Here is a 17,405-nt window from a genome sequence, read left to right as displayed (position 1 = left end):
GTGCGGGTCGGTGATCTAGGCCGGTTATGATACCTCCTTCACACGGAGGAAGTCGGCGGTTCAAATCCGCCCCGACCCATTTTCGCGCCGCAACACCGCGAGCGAAGCGAGCGGCCAGCGGCGCGAAAGTTGTCACGAAGGATTTGAGCCCAGAGGACGAGCGGAGCGAAGTCCTCGCGGTTCAAATCCGCCCCGACCCATGCGCTCGCTTACTGCCTGCAAATTAGCATACGAGAGAAGGAGTACTTACAAACTATTGATGTATACTGGTAGCTATTGGAGGAAGTTACTTACTCAATCAACGGATCCGATCGTTGTACTGACAGAAATGTAGTGCCACCAATAAATTTCCCAAACTGAGAATACATATCACGAACTGCGCTATCGACGGAAGATAGAGTAAATTTAATTATAATAAATAAACTAAATATCCAATGGCGACACACTGTTACTTAGCCATAAGGTGCTCCTGTTGGCCAGAGTTCTCAAGATGCTGTGTGACTTCTATAATATATGGATCCAGAAACCAGTAATATAGAATACGCCAGAACTCAACTGGAAGAGGCGCGTCGTCGTTTGGACTCTGTTCATGATAGGATAACCGAGGCGGAAGAACGATTAGTACAGAGAAAATCTGCTAAAGATGCAGTTGAGAATGGTGTGGTGGAAATGAGAGGAACAGTCATTGATGAAACTGAAGACACAATAACGACTGAGATAACTGAGGATGTGGATGTAGTGCAGATCGATGATCACATCCAGAATATTATAATTGACTGCCAGATGGTCATCGAATTATCTGTCAAGTCAATGTTCAAGAGTGTAGGTCAGAAATTCGATAAAGCCCATGATATTGGATTCGAATCGCACAATACCCAGGGTTTCAACAGTAAAATCCCGGCAGATTTCCACAGAAAGGAAGAGGTCATCCGGGCTATCTTTCTAACTCAACTCTGGGAGAAATTCTACGAGGTTGCGAAATATGGTGCGCCAGAATTGAACGTGGGGCCTTCAGTGATCTTTGAGAATGAGGATGGTGAAAGAGCACTCACTGATGCGACCTTCTGTGTAGAGTTAGCAGAGGAACTCATTGAGTATGTTGACGAATAGAGTTATGCGCATATGATAAACACATCCCGACTATGCGTCACTGCTTGTAGTTCCGAAGTCGCGATGGCTATACCGCTGCCGCGAACGCGCAGGTCCAATAACCTAATTTTGTTCATATTATTCTGGCTAGTCCGAGGACTTATATTATGGGGAGAACATCAAAACTAATCAATCAAAGTCGGTATCTTCTGGTACCTTGTCACTGTCTAAGCGAATCAACGCCGATTTTCGTAACCCCCTTACGCGATCCAATTGCCACCTCAGGTAATTATGTTCAGTAGACAAGAGTTCTCTATCGCTTAGTTCAGACTCCTGTGCCGCAGCGATCATATCGTTCAGAATTGTGACATTACTGTAATAGTTTACAACTGATTCGCGCTCTCTACTGTCAAGTAAACCTAATTCGAATGAATGGCTATTGTATAAGGAGGTGGCTGCTGCCAAGCCAGATGGGACTGGTGGTCTTTCATCCCCTTTCGGACCTTGGCCGTCGTTGTCAACATATGATGATATATGTTCTAGTCGCTCTGCCGACTCTATCTCTGTTCTGATTGCAGACCGAAGAGCATTTTCTTTGTCAGTTTGTTTCTTTGAATACAACGCATAACTTCCGACTAATGCAAGTATCGCTGGAAGAAACAGAGAAAAGAACTGAAGGAGCAACTCAGTTGTCGTTAGCCCTTGGACCATGTGTGGTGTGTTTTGTTCTACACAGATAATAATTTTTTAGCTTTCGTTACAACTGACAGAAGCACGAAACTACAGACGAACCTATCTCAAAGTGGCGTTTCGTCGACTTCCTCACCGGATTTGTACGGATCGACTACACCACGGTTGCGCTCCGCATGCCACGGCTCCCAGCTATCGTGCCACTCGCTGGTCGCATTGAGACCCTTGCCCCATGGCCATGTCCCTTCGCCCGATACGTCGTGCTCCAGTGCGACTTCAGTTGTCGGGACTACGACGAGGAGACTCCCGACTCCTCGATTCGCTCCTCGTATTTCTCCAGGCTGGCGTCGAGCGCTTCGCTGGCGTCGATGCCGGCCGATTTCCCCATCTGAAGGGCCGTGAAGAGGACGTCCCCGAACTCGTCGCGAGTCACGGTTATCTCGCCCGGTGAATCGTCGTATTCGGCGGATTCGATGGCGTCCTCGCCGATCTCGCCGATCTCCTCGACTAGGTTCTGGAGTCGGAATTCGGTACTCCTGTCGAGATCGTGTTCGTCCACGAACTCGGCGACTTTCTGCTGTTCGTCCATGGAGCCCTCGTCAGCGGCGATTGACAAGAACCCAGGGAGTTCGAGCCTGTATTTGGGGCAGACCGATTCTTAAACGGAGACCTCATCACCGTTTGAGAGGCCGTCTCCACGCTGCTTCTGGAAATGCGAGTAGCTGGGTTACAGCAACTCTTCGACGTTGTCGGCCACTTCCTCGGGCGTGTCGCCGACCGGGACGCCAGCCTCGCTGAGCGCTTCGATCTTGCTCTCGGCGGTGCCGGCCCCCGACCCGCTCACGATGGCTCCGGCGTGACCCATCCGCTTTCCGGGGGGTGCGGTCCGGCCCGCGATGAACCCCGCGACGGGGGTAGTCATGTTCGCGTCGATGTACTCGGCGGCCTCCTCCTCGTCAGTGCCGCCGATCTCGCCGCACATCACGATCGCGTCGGTCGCGGGATCGTCCTCGAACAGCGAGAGGGCGTCCACGAAATCCGTCCCGATGATGGGATCGCCGCCGATGCCGATGGCGGTGGTCTGGCCCAGCCCGCGGTCGGTGAGGTTGTCGACCACCTGGTAGGTCAGGGTGCCCGAGCGAGAGATCAGGCCGACGTTGCCTGACGAGAAGATGTTGCCGGGCAGAATCCCCAGTTTGGCCTCGCCAGGCGTGATGACGCCCGGGCAGTTCGGCCCGATGAGGTGGGTGTCGGTCTCGCCGAGGCGCTTGTACACCCGCGCCATGTCCTGGGCCGGAATGCCCTCGGTGATCGCGACCACGAGATCGACGGGCGAATCGAGCGCCTCGAAGAGGGCGTCGGCCGCGAACGCGGGCGGGACGAGCACCACGGAGGCGTCGGCGTTCTCGGCCTCTGCGGCCCGACTCACCGTATCGTACACCGGCACGCCGTGGACCTCCTCGCCGCCGCGTCCGGGGACCGCGCCGGCCACCACGTTCGTGCCGTACTCGATCATCTGGCCCGCGTGGAACTCGCCCTCCCCACCCGTAATTCCCTGGACCACCACGCGCGTGTCGTCGTCGACGAGCACACTCATTGGCTCTCACCTCCGGCGTGCTCGACGGCTCTCTGTACTGCGCCTTCGAGCGTCTCCTCCACGTCGAGCGCGTCAGTGTTCAGGATCTCCATGCCTTCCTCCGCGTTGGTGCCCGCCAGCCGCACCACGATCGGTTTCGGAAGCTCGTCGAACTGGGCGATCGCGTCGTTGATCCCCTGGGCGACCTCGTCGCCGCGGGTGATCCCGCCGAAGATGTTGAACACCACGCTGTCGACGTTCTCGTCGGCAAAGACCATGTCGAGTGCGTTCGCCACGCGCTCGGCCTTCGCGCCGCCGCCGATGTCGAGGAAGTTCGCGGGCGCTCCTCCATAATAGTCCACGAGGTCGAGCGTGGTCATCACGAGGCCCGCGCCGTTGCCGATGATCCCCACGTTGCCCTCCAGACGGACGTAGTCGAACCCGTACTCGTTGGCCTTCGCTTCGAGATCGTCCTCGGCGGCCGCCTCCTCCATCTCCGCGAGATCGGAGTGGCGAAAGAGCGCGTCGTCGTCGATGTTCATCACCGCGTCCGCACACACGACCTCGCGGTCGCTCGTCACCATCACGGGGTTCACTTCGGTGTCCTCCGCATCGCTGTCCGCCCAGAGGTCGTAGAGCGTCGAGAGCACGCCCGCGACGTCGCCCGCGACATCGCTTTCGACGCCGGCGTCGTAGACCGCACGCCGGGCCTGGTAGGGATGCATCCCGAACGCGGGATCGACGTGTTCGCGCGCGATCGCCTCGGGGTTCTCCTCGGCGACTTCCTCGATGTTCACCCCGCCCTCCGAGGAGACCATCGCGACGGGCTTGCCCTCGCCGCGGTCCATCGTCACGCCGACGTAGAGCTCGTCGACGAAATCGACCGCTGCCTCGACCAGCACGCGATCGACGGTGTAGCCCTTGAGATCCATCCCGAGGATCGAATCGGCGGCCTCGCGGACCTCGTCGTCGCTGTCGGCGATCTCGATGCCGCCGGCCTTGCCGCGGCCGCCGACGTGGACCTGGGCCTTGACCGCGACGGGATACCCGATCGAGTCGGCCGCCGCGAGCACCTCGTCAGTGCTCTCGGCCAACTCCGCATCCGGGGTCGGCAGTCCGGCCTCGGCGAAGACCTCCTTTGCCTGGTACTCGTGAAGTCGCATCGCTTCGAGAGGGGGGTGCCGGCCGCTTAAATCCCGTCGATTCGACTGCCGGTCGGCGGCACATGCCATCGGATTCCGAACGATCGCATCGCTGTCTCTCGACGGCGGAATCCCGTCATACGCCGCTGCCGACCGATAGTATCACTCCGCGATGTCGGCGTACAGCCGAATCAGCCCGCATTCTGGACAGAGATGGGCAGCAGTATCGGTGTGCTCGTCGATCCCGACTCGATCGAGCAGCCCGCCGTCCCGGTCAGTTTTCACGAACACGTCGTACTGGCCGCCAGCGGTGAGTTCGGTTTCCGTCATCGACACATCACAGTCCGGACAGCGACGCTCGCTCATGACGAACGCTTCTTCCCGTCGATAGGTAAAAGCCGGCGTCAGAGAACGTCCGGCGAGTCGGCGATCACGCCGTCGACGCCCGCCTGTCGGAGGCGTTCGATGGCGATCGAGGTGTCGATCGTCCAGACGTTCACGTCCATCCCCGCGTCGTGGGCACGCTCGATCGCGTCGGTCATGAGCCAGTGGCCCCAGTGGGGGTGGATGTACGAGCAGTCGAGCGCGAGCGCATCATCGAAGTCGTCGTCGGGCCGCAGCCCGATGAGACAGGCGAGTTCGACAGTTGGATCGTCGGTTTCGAGCGCATCGAGCGTCGGCGCGTCGAACGAGGAGACGATCACCTCGTTGTCGACGGTGGAGGCCGCCGCGGCCGCCTCGGTGGCGATACCGTGTTCCTTGCAGTCGATCACGATTCCCGTGTCCGCAGGGATCGCGCCGGCGGCCTCTGCGAGCGTCGGCACGCCGGTTCCCGTGTCGAGCACGTCGAAATCGGCGAGGTCGTCCGCCGAGAGCTCGTCGACCCGGCCGGTGACGTCGGTGACTCGGTCGACGGTCTCATCGTGGATCACGACGAGCTCGCCCGAGCCACACCGCCGGACGTCGAGTTCGATCATGTCCGCGTCCGAGGCCGCGCGCTCGATCGCTACGAGCGTGTTCTCGGGATGACGATCCGCAAAACCCCGGTGGGCGATCAGCCGCATCGGTTCCCGATCGGGGTGCGGGAGCCAAAGACCTGCCGAAGGAAGGCGGGCGACGGCAGCGGATCGCTCGGAGGTAGTTTTTTGCTGTGTGTCGCCGATTGCCACGTATGCGCGCCGTTCGTTTCCACGAGCACGGCGGTCCCGACGTACTGACAGTCGACGAAATCGACCGACCCGATCCGGCAGGCCATGAGATACTGGTCGAGGTTCGGGCTGCCGGCGTCAACCCCGTCGACACCTACTTCCGCGAGGGTTCGTACGACCCGTTCGAGCTGCCGATGACGCCCGGGGTCGATCTCGCTGGCGAAGTCGCTGCCATCGGCGACGGTGTCGAGAGCTTCGCCGCAGGTGACCGGGTCTACGCCACCGGTCTCGGTCGGAATCACCACGGCGGCTACGCCGAATACGCGACCGTTCCCGAGGATCGGATCGTCCGTCTTCCCGACGGGGCGGACGCGACCGCGGCTGGCGGCGCGGGCGTCGCCGTCGTCACCGCGTGGCGCGCGCTGGTCGACCACGCAACCCTCGAACCCGGTGAGACCTGTCTCGTCCACGGCGGGTCGGGCGGCGTGGGCCACGCCGCGATCCAGATCGCCGCCGCGACCGGGGCGCACGTCGTCACGACTGCCGCGCCGGAGTACCACGACCGCCTCCACGAGCTCGGCGCTGACGCGGTGTTCGATTACTCGCGCGACGATCTCGCCGCCGCCGTCTGCGAAGCGAGCACCGCCCGTGCCGGCGCTGCCGGCGAGGGTGTCGACGTGATCCTCGACCACCGCCTTGACGACTACCTCCAGTTCGACGCCGAGGTGGCCGCGACGGGCGCGCGGGTGGTCGGCATCGGCGAACACGATCCCGCGGTGGGGTTCGAGAACGACGGCGTCGCCCGGAGCAAGGACGTCAGATACCAGTTCATGAGCATGTTCAACACTCCGGATCTCCGGGTCCCGCTGCGCCGGCTGGCCTATCTCATGGAGCAGGGCGACCTGACCATCGACGTGGCCCGCGAGTACGGGCTGGACGAGGCGGGCGAGGCCCAGCGCGCGGTACTGGAGGACAGCTTCCTCGGGAAACTCGTGCTCGTTCCCTGAACCGGGACTGCGTTTATACCCTTCGCCCGCGTCCATCGAGCCATGTCGACCGACTTCGACGTCGACGATCGGGTCGTGCTCGTCACGGGCGCGAGCGGCGCGCTCGGCAGCGGGATCTGCGAGCGCTTCCAGGCCGCTGGCGCGACCGTCTGTGCGACCGATCTCGTCGCGCCCGACGACGATGACTCGCTGCTCGATGCCGACGGCGTGGAGTTCTACGAGGCCGACTTCACCGACGAGGCCGACGTCGAGCGCGTCGTCGAGGCGGTCGTCGACGATCACGGAAGACTCGACGCGCTGTGTAACATCGCGGGCACGTGGCGCGGCGGCCAGCCGATCGAGGAGACCGACGCCGACGAGTTCGGGATGCTGTTCGATGTCAACCTCAGAACGATGTTCCTCGGCTCGAAACACGCGATCCCCTACCTCCGGGAGAGCGATGGCGCGATCGTCTCGGTGTCGGCGAAGTCGTCGCTCGAAGGCGGCGAGGGCGATGGCCCCTATCGGGCGGCGAAGGCGGGCGTCCGGCTGTTGACCGAGACCATCGCCGAGGAGAACCGGGGCGAGCTGCGCGCGAACGCGATCATGCCGAAGGTGATCGACACGCCCGCGAACCGCGAGATGATGTCCGACGCCGACCACGAAAGCTGGCCCACGCCGGCCGAAATCGCCGAGGTCGTGCTCTTCCTGTGTAGCGACGCGGCCGGCGTCACGAGCGGTGCGGCGGTCCCGGTGTACGGGGAAGCCTAACGAGTCACACGGTTTCGCGCGTGATTCGCGGAGTTTTTGAACCGGGACGCGAAATCCCGCCAGTCATGGCAGAACGCGAAACGTGGGCGACGAGACTCGGCTTCCTCCTCGCGGCGATCGGTAGCGCGGTGGGGTTGGGGAACATCTGGCGCTTTCCGTTCATCACTTCCGAAAACGGCGGGGCGGCCTTCCTGGTCGTCTACCTCCTCGCGGTGTTGGTCATCGGGCTGCCGGCGATCCTCGCGGAGTTCGTGATCGGCCGGCGGGCGAACACCAGCGCGATCGGTGCCTTCCGCAAACTCGGCCGGCCAGGGTGGTGGTTCGTCGGCGCGGTCGGCGTGATCGCGGCCTTCTGGACCCTCTCGTACTACAGCGTGATCGGCGGCTGGGTGCTTCGATACATCGGCGGTAGCGTCACCGGCAACGCGCTCGCCGCGCCCGAGGGGTATTTCGGGGCGATCTCCGTGGGCCTGTCCTCGATCGGTACCCACGCAGTCTTCATGCTCATCACGATCGGGATCGTCGCGCTCGGGATCGAGGACGGGATCGAGCTCGCGACGAAGGTGATGGTCCCCGCAGTCGTCGTGATGCTCGTCGGGCTCGCGGTGTTCGCGGCGACGCTGCCCGGTGCGAGTGAGGGCTACGCCTTTTTCCTCAATCCCGACTTCGACGTCATCGTCTCGAACTTCGGGAGCGTGCTTCCCGCAGCGTTCGGCCAGGCACTCTTCAGCCTCTCGCTCGGGTTCAGCGTGATGATCACCTACGCCTCCTATCTCGGCGAGGACGACAGCCTCCCGGTCGACGGGTTCTCGATCGCGGTCTCGAACACCGCCATCGGCGTGCTCGCCGGACTCGTGGTGCTTCCGCTGCTGTTCGCTCAGGGTATCGAAGCCGGCGGGGGCGGTCCCGGTGCGGTGTTCGTCGCGATCCCGACCGCACTCGCGGAGCTGCCCGGCGGCGAGCTGGTGGGCCAGGCGGTCGGGATCGTCTTCTTTGGCGTCATCCTGATCGCGGCGCTCTCGTCGGCGATCAGCCTGCTCGAAGCCGCCGTCGCCTTCCTCGTCGACAACTACGGGTTCTCGCGGCTCCCGACCGCAGCGGGGCTCGGCGCGGTCGTCTTCGCGCTCGGGATCCCCTCGGCGTACGACACCGCGTGGCTCAACTGGTTCGACGGGATCGGCGTCACTCTCCTCCTCCCGCTCGCCGTCCTGCTCGTGGTGCTGTTCGTCGGGTGGGTGCTCGGCCGCGATGCGATCGACGAGCTCCGGACGGGATCGACGAGCGGCTCGCTCGCATCGATCTGGCTCTGGTGGCTCCGGACGGTGGTCCTCGCGGTGGTCGTGATCGTGGTCGCGCTCAACCTCTGGGACCTCTTCGCCACACCCGATACGGGCTATTACTTCATCCCTAGCCCGCTTCGATAGGTCGACCCGCACACTGCGACCACCCCGCATCCTCCACCGGAATCCCTTTTCGGGAGCCCTGCCACCGCCCGGTATGCACGGTGCCGAGGGCGTGAAACCATGACCGACGATCACGACGATCCCATCGAGGAGCTCCGGGCGCGAAAGCGCGCCGCCGAACTCGGCGGCGGCGAGGAGCGCATCGAGTCCCAGCACGAGAAGGGGAAGATGACCGCGCGCGAGCGCGTCGACTACTTCCTCGACGACGACACCTTCCACGAGTTCGATCAGCTTCGAACGCACCGCTCGACCAACTTCGACATGGACGAGCGCGAGATTCCGGGCGACGGCGTCGTGACGGGCTACGGCGACGTCGACGGCCGCACGGTGTTCGTCTTCGCCCACGACTTCACAGTGTTCGGGGGATCCCTGGGAGAAGTGTTCGCTCAGAAGGTCTGTAAGGTGATGGACGAGGCGATGGAAGTCGGCGCACCCATCATCGGCCTCAACGACTCCGCTGGCGCACGCATTCAGGAGGGGATCGACTCACTGGCTGGGTACGCCGAGGTCTTTCATCGGAATCAGCAGGCGTCGGGCGTCGTCCCGCAGATCTCGGCGATCATGGGTCCCTGCGCCGGCGGTGCGGTCTACTCACCCGCCATCACGGATTTCATCTTCATGGTCGAGGACACCTCGCATATGTTCATCACCGGCCCGGACGTCATCGAGACCGTCACGGGCGAGGAGGTCTCCTTCGAGGAGTTGGGCGGTGCGTCGACTCACACCGGCGAGAGCGGCGTCGCGCACTTTTCGGAGGCCGACGAGAAGCAAGCGCTCGACGACATCCGACGACTGCTCTCCTATCTCCCCCAGAACAACGTCGAGGACCCCCCAAGAGTCGACCCGTGGGACGATCCCGACCGCCAGGACGACGAACTCAAAGACCTCGTTCCCGACGCGCCCCGGAAACCCTACGACATCACGGCGGTCATCGAGCGGATCGTCGACGAGGGCTCGTTCTTCACGGTCGCGGATTCCTACGCCCGCAACCTCGTGACCGCGTTCGCCCGGCTCGATGGCCGGCCGGTGGGCGTGGTCGCCAACCAGCCCCGCGTGAACGCCGGCACGCTCGACATCGACGCCTCGCTCAAGGGCTCGCGGTTCGTCCGCTTTTGCGACGCGTTCAACATCCCGCTCGTGACGTTCGTCGACGTCCCTGGCTTCATGCCCGGCACCGATCAGGAAAAAGGCGGCATCATCAAACACGGCGCGAAGCTCCTGTATGCGTACTCCGAGGCCACGGTCCCCCTCTTGACTGTTATCACCAGAAAGGCCTACGGCGGCGCGTACGACGTGATGGCGTCGAAACATATCGATGCCGACGTGAACTACGCGTGGCCCACCGCGGAGATCGCGGTGATGGGCCCCCAGGGTGCGGTCAACGTGCTCTACGACGACGAACTCGACGCGGCCGACGACACCGAGGCTCGCCGCGAGGAGCTGATCGACGAGTACCGAGACACCTTCGCGAACCCCTACACGGCGGCCGAGCGCGGCTTCGTCGACGACGTGATCGAACCACACACCACCCGCCCGATCCTGATCGACGACCTCGAAATGCTCTCGAACAAGCGCAAATCCGGCCCCGACCGGAAACACGGGAACATTCCGCTGTAATGACGACCGATCAACCCGCCGACGGCCAGGATCGGATGGACGCACTCGCGGCTGCGATCCCCGACGATGCCGACTCGGGCGAGGCCGCCGCGATCGCCGCGGCGCTCGGGGCGCATCTCCGTGACCAAGCTGCGGCGGCCGCCGAGGCAGCGGTGGACGAGGAACCATCGTGGGAGGGGGATCGATGGCGGTTCGCCGGGCGCGTCTCGCAGTTGCAGCACCGTGACGTGCGCGTTCCGCTCGACGCGCCGACCGATCCGTGGGCCGCCGCCGGGCGAACCGACCGACTGTAGTGTGGTCGGACGCGGTCAGTTCCGACAGACGGCGAGGATGTGCTCCGAGAAGTCCACGGCGACCGGGTCCTCTCGAAGCGTCCGCACGACCTCGCGAACGTCCTCGATCGCCTCCCCGTCGGCCCCTGAGAGTTCGTGCTTCATCCGGGCGGCGACGCCTTCGAGGCCGACCAACTGCTCGACAGCGAACCCCGCCTGCTCCAGTTCGGCCTCGAACTCGGCGGCGCGGAAGAAGTGACACTCGGCCCATCCCTCGCCGTCACCGCGTTCGGCGACGAGGTCGGCGGTGTAGTCGCCGGTTTCCGCGATAGGGCCGAGCAGCCCGTGACTCCCATCGAGGTTGAACTTGATGATGTCCTGGAGGGCGGCGAGACGGCCGATGACCGAGACGAAGACGGGTGCGTCGGTGCGGGCGACCCGTCGGAGTTCGGCCATCGCGCACGCGCGCTCGTCGGCGTCGACGACGTGACTCAGCGGGCCGCCGAGACAGCACACCGCGTCGAAGGTGTCGTCGGCGAACGGGAGGGCGCGCATGTCGCCCTGTTCGGCCGTAACGTGGTCGGCGAGCCCTCGCTCGGTGGCGTTTTCGCGAGCGAGTGCGACCTGTGTGGCAGAGAGATCGACGAGCGACACGTCGTGGCCACGCTCGGCGAGCCAGACGGTGTATCGACCCGCTGCACCACCCACATCGAGAACGTGGCTACTGGCACGTCCATCCGCACCCGATCGCTCGCGATCCGACTCGGGCAGGTCGCGAGCCAGGTACGCCGTCGTGTTCGCGAACTCCATGCGGGTCACTGGATCGCGGTCGAGACGCTCCCACTCGCCCTCGGCGAGTTCGTCGTAGTAGCTCTCTGGGTCCATGTCGCTCATCGGCGATGCTCCGTTCGGGATCGGTCGCGGTCGGTGTCTCGTGGTTGAGTGTACATCCGTATCGAATCGCGTGTCGGTCGTCGAACGAATAGGGACAGTGCGTCGGGTTTCACCCCGACCGGCACGATCCGTGCGAGGCTCCACCTGACGAAAAGTTAGGACTGCGGTCCATTGCCACGAGCGCCGACACCGGGTGGAGTAGGTGTCACGAATTCGATCTCACTGCCGTCCAAGAAAGCTCTTTCGTTGAACCGACTGGCGGGACGCTCCGCATGGTTTATCACCCGACTCCCAGTAGCCACCGCCAGGAATGTTCGAGAAGGTTCTCGTCGCCAATCGAGGGGAGATCGCGATTCGGGTAATGCGCGCGTGTGAGGAACTCGGCGTCGACACCGTGGCGGTCTACTCCGAGGCCGACTCCGAGGCGGGACACGTCCGGTACGCCGACGAAGCCTACAACATCGGCCCTGCCCGCGCGGCCGACTCCTACAACGACGGCGAGGCGGTCATCGGGGCGGCCGAGAAGGCCGATGCCGACGCGATCCACCCGGGATACGGGTTCATGGCAGAGAACGCCGACTTCGCCGCCCGCGTCGAGGAGACCGAGGGTGTCACCTGGATCGGCCCGTCCAGCGGCGCGATGGAGCGCCTCGGCGAGAAGACCCACGCCCGGCAAGTGATGGGCGAGGCCGATGTTCCGATCGTCCCCGGAACCACCGAAGCCGTCGAGGAGCCCGAACAGGTCCGCGAGTTCGGCGAGGAACACGGCTTTCCCGTCCTCATCAAGGCCGAGGGCGGCGGTGGTGGGATGGGCCAGAAGGTCGTCCACGGTCCCGACGAGGCCGAAGAACAGCTCGAAACGGCGAAACGCGAGGGAGAGGCGTACTTCTCGAACGATTCGGTCTATCTGGAGCGGTTTCTCGACAACGCCCGTCACGTCGAGATCCAGATCCTCGCCGACCAGCACGGCAACGTCCGCCACCTCGGCGAACGGGACTGTTCGCTCCAGCGACGCCAGCAGAAGGTCATCGAGGAGGGCCCCAGTCCCGCGCTCACCGACGATCTCAGGGAGAAAATCGCCGAGGCCGCCCGACGAGGTGCCGACGCCGGCGACTACTACAACGCCGGGACGTTCGAGTTCCTCGTCGAGGACGAGGATCGCAACGACGACGGACTGCTCGACGCCGACACCGACTTCTACTTCCTCGAAGTCAACACGCGGATCCAGGTCGAACACACCGTCACGGAGGAACTCACCGGCATCGACATCGTGAAGTGGCAGCTCCGGGTCGCCGCCGGCGAGGAACTCACCTTCGCCCAGGACGACGTCGAACTCGAGGGTCACGCGATGGAGTTCCGGATCAACGCCGAGAACGCCGCGGACGACTTCTCGCCCGCCACCGGCGGGGCGTTCGATATCTACGACCCGCCGGGCGGCATCGGCGTCCGGGTCGACGACGCCCCCCGGCAGGGTGACGACCTCGTGACCGCCTACGATTCGATGGTCGCGAAGCTCATCACGTGGGGCGCAGACCGCGAGGAGTGCGTCGCCCGCGGGAAGCGCGCGCTCGCGGACTACACGATCGAGGGCTTCCCGACGATCGTCCCCTTCCATCGTCTGATGCTCACCGATGACGAGTTCCTCGACGGCAGACACACCACGAAGTACCTCGACGACGGCCTCGATCCCGAGCGGATCGACGCCGCCCAGGAGAAGTGGGGACTCGAAGACTCCTCCGCGGACACGGGCGAAGAAGAGGTCACGCGGCGCGAGTTCGTGGTCGAGGTCAACGGCAAGCGCTTCGAGGTCGATCTCGAAGAGCACGGCGCGCCGCCGATCCAGGCGGGCGGCTCCGGTGGCGGTGGCAGCACCCAACAGCTCGACGCCGCGGGGCCGAGCGACGGCGGCAGCGATGACGGCGGCAGCGCGAGCACCGCCGAGGGCGAGCAGGTCACCGCCGAGATGCAGGGGACGATTCTGGACGTGAACGTCGAGGTCGGCGACGAAGTGTCGGCGGGCGACGTGCTCTGTGTGCTCGAAGCCATGAAGATGGAAAACGACGTGGTCGCCTCCCGTGGCGGCACCGTCGCCGAGGTCGCCGCGAGCGAAGGCGAGTCGGTCGACATGGGCGACGTGCTCGTCGTTCTCAACTGAGGGCCACTTTTTTACTTCGTCGGGTGCGCTCGCTCGCCCACCACTCTCTGCTCACGGGTGCGAAGCACCCGTTCGCACGGTACGAGGGACACGAAGCGTCCCTCGCTATCGCCGGCGCGAAGCGCCGGCTGTAAGAGGTTCCGAAGGAACCTCTCTCCTCGCAAAAACCTGTCTTGCTGAGCGTAGCGAAGTCCTTCGAAACGGCTTCGCCGTTTCGTGATGACGAAAATCGAAGACTTCGAACCACAAGGCTCGGAAGACGAGCGGTGAGAGGCGCGACCGACAGGAGCGCCTCAATGCGAACGGCGAGGAACGAGCCGTGAGCGAAGCGAGTCTTCCGGTGGACTAAAAACACCCGCTCACTCGGCCTCCGGAAGAGCGGAGCTCTTCCGTGCTCTCGTTCGCCTCCGGCTCACGAGAACTTCGGCCTCGTTCACGGTTCAGATGCTGGTGCCGACCGCAACCGCGCCCACACCGCGACCGCCGAAGCCCTCGCGCCCGTCAGGGCGCTCGCCCTTCATCCGCTGTCAGAGAAATCTCCGACAAGCCTCGTGCTCGTTTCACTCACACGAGACGCCAGGAGAGCAAAGCTCTCCTGAGCTCTGGCTCGCTGTGCTCGTCAGGACGCCAGGACCGCACCGCTCCGCGGACAAAAACCGATCCCACGCAGACGGTTCGTGTCACACTGATTTATGTCCCGACGACCGTACTCGCCAGTATGCAGGAGACGCGCCGCGAAGTCCTCGACGCCATCGCCGACGGGCCGATTTCGGGCCCCGATCTCGCCGCCAGGCTCGACGTCTCGCGCGCAGCGATCTGGAAACACGTCGAGGCGCTCCGCGAGGCCGGTTTCGCGGTCGAGAGCGACGACACCGGCTACCGTCTGGCTGGCGTCCCCGAGTACGGCGGCCCGGCCATCGAGTTCGGCCTTGACGCGCCCTTCACGGTCGAATACCACGACAGCCTCCCGAGCACGAACGCCCGTGCACGCAAACTCGCCACCGAGGGTGCGACCGACGTCGCGGTGGTCGCCGACGAGCAGACCGGCGGTCGGGGACGACTCGATCGGGGCTGGGTCTCACCACCCGGCGGGATCTGGCTGAGCGTGCTCTGCCGGCCCGATCTGCCGCCGGCCCACGCCCCGATCCTGACGCTCGCGGCGGCGGTCGCAGCGACCGAAACCGCCCGCGAAGCCGGCGTCGACGCCCGGATCAAGTGGCCGAACGATCTCCTCGTTCCCGGGACGGACGGCGACCAGAAACTCGCGGGGATTCTCACCGAGATGGAGGGCGAGGCCGATCGAGTCTCGTGGGTTGTTATCGGTATCGGGATCAACGTCGGTGTGGAGGACCTCCCCGAGGGCGCGACCGGCCTGCTCGCCCACACCGAAAGCGTGGATCGACGACGGTTCGTCCAGCGCCTCCTCGAACGGTTCGACGCGCTCCGGACCGATCCCGAGCGGGTCATCGGGGCGTGGCGCGAGCACGCGCTCACGATCGGGCAGCGAGTACGGGTCGAGACCCCGGCCGACGAGATCGTGGGCGAGGCCGTCGACGTCGAGTTCCCCGGCAGCTTGGTCGTCGAGACCGACGACGGCCCGATCCGTGTTCACGCCGGCGACTGCGAACATCTCCGTCCGGCGTGAAAACCGTCGTCTACGATCCGCTCGCCGGTTCGTCGGTCACGTCGTCCGTCGAGGACTCGTCCGTTTGTTCTCCATTGACCCGCACCGTGAGAACGGGCACCGACGAGGTACGAACGACCCGCTCGGCGACGCTTCCCAGCAGGAGACGGTTGATGCCGCCGCGGCCGTGGGTTCCCATCACGATCAGGTCACACTCCTCGCTCTCCGCGTACTCGACGATCTCCGAGCTCGGTGCGCCGTCGGCGAGCACGCGCTCGAACGGGACGTCATCGACCCATCCCGCGGCCCGATCGAGCGCCGCCTCGCCCTGCTCGTTCAACATCGATCCGAGGCCCTCGATCGCGGTGTCGGCCGGTAGCCCGGCGTAGCCCGCGGTGTTGACCACGTAGATCGCGTGGAGCTCGGCGTCGTGGATCACCGCCAGTTCGGCGGCGTGATCGACCACGCGATCCGCTCCGGGCGAGCCGTCGGTCGGGACGAGGATGCGATCGTACACGCCCCGACGTTCGCACCGGGTCGTGTTAATTCTTCTCGCCCATGGGGAAAAGTGGCGAACGCGAGCGACGCTGCCGACCTACCCGACGTTGACGATCTGATAGCCGTCTTCGACCAGTCCTGCGATGTCCGGCCCGTGTTCGTCAGCGCCGCCGTCGAGCGCGATGCCGGCTGCCTCGACCTCGTCGTCGACCTCGAAGAAGTTCGCACAGAACCCACACGCCCGGCGCTCTTCAGCCCGGAACCGATCCGTTCGCCGCTCCGCTCGGCAGCACCACGCGCTCGACGTCGCCGACCCCCGCCCGGCGGACGACCGCCCGAATGGGGTCGCGTGCGCCGTGGAGGTTGTTCGAGTCGCCGTCGAGCACGAGCACGCGCGCCTCGCGGCCAGGCTCGATAATTCCACAGTCGAGATCCAGGATCTCGGCCCCGTTGATCGTCGCCATCCGGAGCACCTCGCGGGCCGACACGTCCGTGAGCTTCGCGGTGAACTCCATCTCGCGGAACATCGAGGGGCTGTCGAGCATCGCGTTGTCGGTCCCGAGTGCGACCGTCGTCCGGTCGGTGAGATCGTGGACTGGCGGAACGCCGACTCCGGTCACGAGGTTCGAGCGTGGGCAGATTACCACTGGCCGGGCCTCGCGCTCGACGCGATCGAGGTGGTCGGGTTCGGCGTGGACCATGTGGACCAAAAAGTCGGGATCGAGGTCAAGCGCGGGGGCGATGTCGTGAGGGTCGCGCTCGCCGGCGTGGATCCCGAACAGTTTGCCCGCCTCGTGGGTCGTTTCGCGCTCGCGGGCGAACTCGTCGTCGCGCGCGCCGCTCGCGCCGTAGCCGTCGCTCGCCTCCATCGCCGCGACCGAGCCGCGGCCGAGCACTGTCGCATCCAGATCGGAGTCGGCGAGCGCATCCTCGATCGCATGCACCCCCTCCACGTCGCCCTCGCGGAACTCGCAGAACGCGCCCGTCCCGGTCTCGCGCATGAACGTGATCGTCCGGCGCATGGCCGCGACGAGTTCCTCGTGACTTGCTTCCCGGAGCAACTGGTGTTTCAGCCCATCGGGCGGTGCGACGAGATCGTCGAGCGAGAGACCACCACCGGCCTCCTTCGCGATCGAGTCGCCGATGTGGGTGTGGGCGTTGATGAACGCCGGTAGGACGACGTTCGCGGAATCGACGGCGGTCTCTTCGACTGCGACGATTTCGCCGTCCTCGATCACGACCCGGCCCTCGATCGGTTCGAGTTCCCGTCCGCGGAGAATCGTGCCCTCGATGTTCATGCTCGCGCTCGGTCGGCGGCGGCCTTGAATCACACTGTCGGCTATGAACCCGGTCCATCACCGGCGGTGGCGCGCGGGAGCGCCGAAGGCGCGACTCGCGCGAGGGATGAGCGAGCGAAGCGAGCGAATCGGTTGGGGAGGGCGTGGCCCACGGTCTCTCATTTGTATCGCGATTCGTCGTA

General features: G+C 64.4%; 17 protein-coding genes and 1 tRNA gene. 9 read left to right on the top strand and 9 right to left on the bottom strand.

Annotation, left to right across the window (positions count from 1 at the left end):
• Positions 1 to 4: 4 nt before the first annotated feature.
• Both PHA81_RS10010 and PHA81_RS10005 read left to right on the top strand, forming a co-directional pair.
• Positions 5 to 79 (top strand) — tRNA-Val (locus tag PHA81_RS10010).
• A gap of 434 nt (positions 80 to 513) precedes the next feature.
• On the top strand, positions 514 to 1,110 hold the full coding sequence (locus tag PHA81_RS10005; RefSeq protein WP_273836662.1) for a hypothetical protein: 597 nt from the start codon (positions 514 to 516) through the stop codon (positions 1,108 to 1,110).
• Positions 1,111 to 1,278: 168 nt separating this feature from the next.
• Here PHA81_RS10005 and PHA81_RS10000 read toward each other — a convergent pair whose 3' ends face one another.
• The 6 genes from PHA81_RS10000 to PHA81_RS09975 form a co-directional block, all read right to left on the bottom strand.
• Complete coding sequence (locus PHA81_RS10000) at positions 1,279 to 1,800, bottom strand: hypothetical protein (protein ID WP_273836661.1); 522 nt, start codon at positions 1,798 to 1,800, stop codon at positions 1,279 to 1,281.
• 268 nt (positions 1,801 to 2,068) lie between these two features.
• Positions 2,069 to 2,368, bottom strand: a complete 300-nt coding sequence (locus tag PHA81_RS09995; protein ID WP_273836660.1) for a MazG nucleotide pyrophosphohydrolase domain-containing protein — start codon at positions 2,366 to 2,368, stop codon at positions 2,069 to 2,071.
• Between the two features lie 138 nt (positions 2,369 to 2,506).
• Complete coding sequence (gene sucD / locus PHA81_RS09990; protein WP_005044132.1) at positions 2,507 to 3,376, bottom strand: succinate--CoA ligase subunit alpha; 870 nt, start codon at positions 3,374 to 3,376, stop codon at positions 2,507 to 2,509.
• Positions 3,373 to 4,518, bottom strand: a complete 1,146-nt coding sequence (gene sucC, locus PHA81_RS09985; RefSeq protein ID WP_273836659.1) for an ADP-forming succinate--CoA ligase subunit beta — start codon at positions 4,516 to 4,518, stop codon at positions 3,373 to 3,375. Before sucC ends, sucD begins: the two co-directional genes overlap by 4 nt.
• 141 nt (positions 4,519 to 4,659) lie before the next feature.
• Positions 4,660 to 4,863 (bottom strand): hypothetical protein, encoded by a 204-nt coding sequence (locus PHA81_RS09980; RefSeq protein ID WP_273836658.1) that lies wholly within the window; start codon positions 4,861 to 4,863, stop codon positions 4,660 to 4,662.
• 38 nt (positions 4,864 to 4,901) lie between these two features.
• The gene (locus PHA81_RS09975) at positions 4,902 to 5,561 is read right to left on the bottom strand and encodes a glycerophosphodiester phosphodiesterase (RefSeq protein WP_273836657.1); all 660 of its coding nucleotides are present in this window, start codon (positions 5,559 to 5,561) and stop codon (positions 4,902 to 4,904) included.
• 107 nt (positions 5,562 to 5,668) lie between these two features.
• Here PHA81_RS09975 and PHA81_RS09970 point away from each other — a divergent pair, with 107 nt between their 5' ends.
• The 5 genes from PHA81_RS09970 to PHA81_RS09950 all read left to right on the top strand — a co-directional run bounded on the left by PHA81_RS09970 (position 5,669) and on the right by PHA81_RS09950 (position 10,775).
• The gene (locus PHA81_RS09970) at positions 5,669 to 6,652 is read left to right on the top strand and encodes an NADPH:quinone reductase (RefSeq protein WP_273836656.1); all 984 of its coding nucleotides are present in this window, start codon (positions 5,669 to 5,671) and stop codon (positions 6,650 to 6,652) included.
• Between the two features lie 42 nt (positions 6,653 to 6,694).
• Entirely contained in the window at positions 6,695 to 7,402 is a 708-nt protein-coding gene (locus PHA81_RS09965; RefSeq protein WP_273836655.1) for an SDR family oxidoreductase, read from the top strand.
• A gap of 65 nt (positions 7,403 to 7,467) precedes the next feature.
• On the top strand, positions 7,468 to 8,826 hold the full coding sequence (locus PHA81_RS09960) for a sodium-dependent transporter (protein WP_273836654.1): 1,359 nt from the start codon (positions 7,468 to 7,470) through the stop codon (positions 8,824 to 8,826).
• A 99-nt stretch (positions 8,827 to 8,925) separates the two neighbouring features.
• Positions 8,926 to 10,482 (top strand): acyl-CoA carboxylase subunit beta, encoded by a 1,557-nt coding sequence (locus PHA81_RS09955; RefSeq protein WP_005044148.1) that lies wholly within the window; start codon positions 8,926 to 8,928, stop codon positions 10,480 to 10,482.
• Positions 10,482 to 10,775, top strand: coding sequence for a hypothetical protein (locus PHA81_RS09950; RefSeq protein ID WP_005044149.1), 294 nt, complete (start codon positions 10,482 to 10,484; stop codon positions 10,773 to 10,775). Before PHA81_RS09955 ends, PHA81_RS09950 begins: the two co-directional genes overlap by 1 nt.
• Before the next feature lie 15 nt (positions 10,776 to 10,790).
• Here the strand turns inward: PHA81_RS09950 and PHA81_RS09945 are convergent, their stop codons facing one another.
• A complete protein-coding gene (locus PHA81_RS09945) occupies positions 10,791 to 11,648 on the bottom strand; it encodes a class I SAM-dependent methyltransferase (RefSeq protein ID WP_273836653.1) in 858 nt (285 codons plus the stop codon).
• Between the two features lie 310 nt (positions 11,649 to 11,958).
• Here PHA81_RS09945 and PHA81_RS09940 point away from each other — a divergent pair, with 310 nt between their 5' ends.
• On the top strand, positions 11,959 to 13,803 hold the full coding sequence (locus PHA81_RS09940; protein ID WP_005044153.1) for a biotin carboxylase N-terminal domain-containing protein: 1,845 nt from the start codon (positions 11,959 to 11,961) through the stop codon (positions 13,801 to 13,803).
• A gap of 718 nt (positions 13,804 to 14,521) precedes the next feature.
• Positions 14,522 to 15,448, top strand: coding sequence for a biotin--[acetyl-CoA-carboxylase] ligase (locus PHA81_RS09935; protein WP_273836652.1), 927 nt, complete (start codon positions 14,522 to 14,524; stop codon positions 15,446 to 15,448).
• Positions 15,449 to 15,458: 10 nt separating this feature from the next.
• Here PHA81_RS09935 and PHA81_RS09930 read toward each other — a convergent pair whose 3' ends face one another.
• Together PHA81_RS09930 and PHA81_RS09925 are read right to left on the bottom strand one after the other, a co-directional pair.
• Positions 15,459 to 15,944 carry a universal stress protein gene (locus PHA81_RS09930; RefSeq protein WP_273836651.1) on the bottom strand — a complete coding sequence of 162 codons (486 nt, stop codon included), beginning with the start codon at positions 15,942 to 15,944 and terminating at the stop codon, positions 15,459 to 15,461.
• Positions 15,945 to 16,176: 232 nt separating this feature from the next.
• Entirely contained in the window at positions 16,177 to 17,223 is a 1,047-nt protein-coding gene (locus tag PHA81_RS09925) for an amidohydrolase family protein (RefSeq protein ID WP_273836650.1), read from the bottom strand.
• Positions 17,224 to 17,405 lie beyond the last annotated feature (182 nt).

Source organism: Halococcus sp. PRR34 (genome assembly GCF_028617175.1).
Classification (GTDB): Archaea; Halobacteriota; Halobacteria; order Halobacteriales; family Halococcaceae; genus Halococcus; species Halococcus salifodinae.
This window is presented reverse-complemented; position numbering and strand designations above follow the sequence as displayed.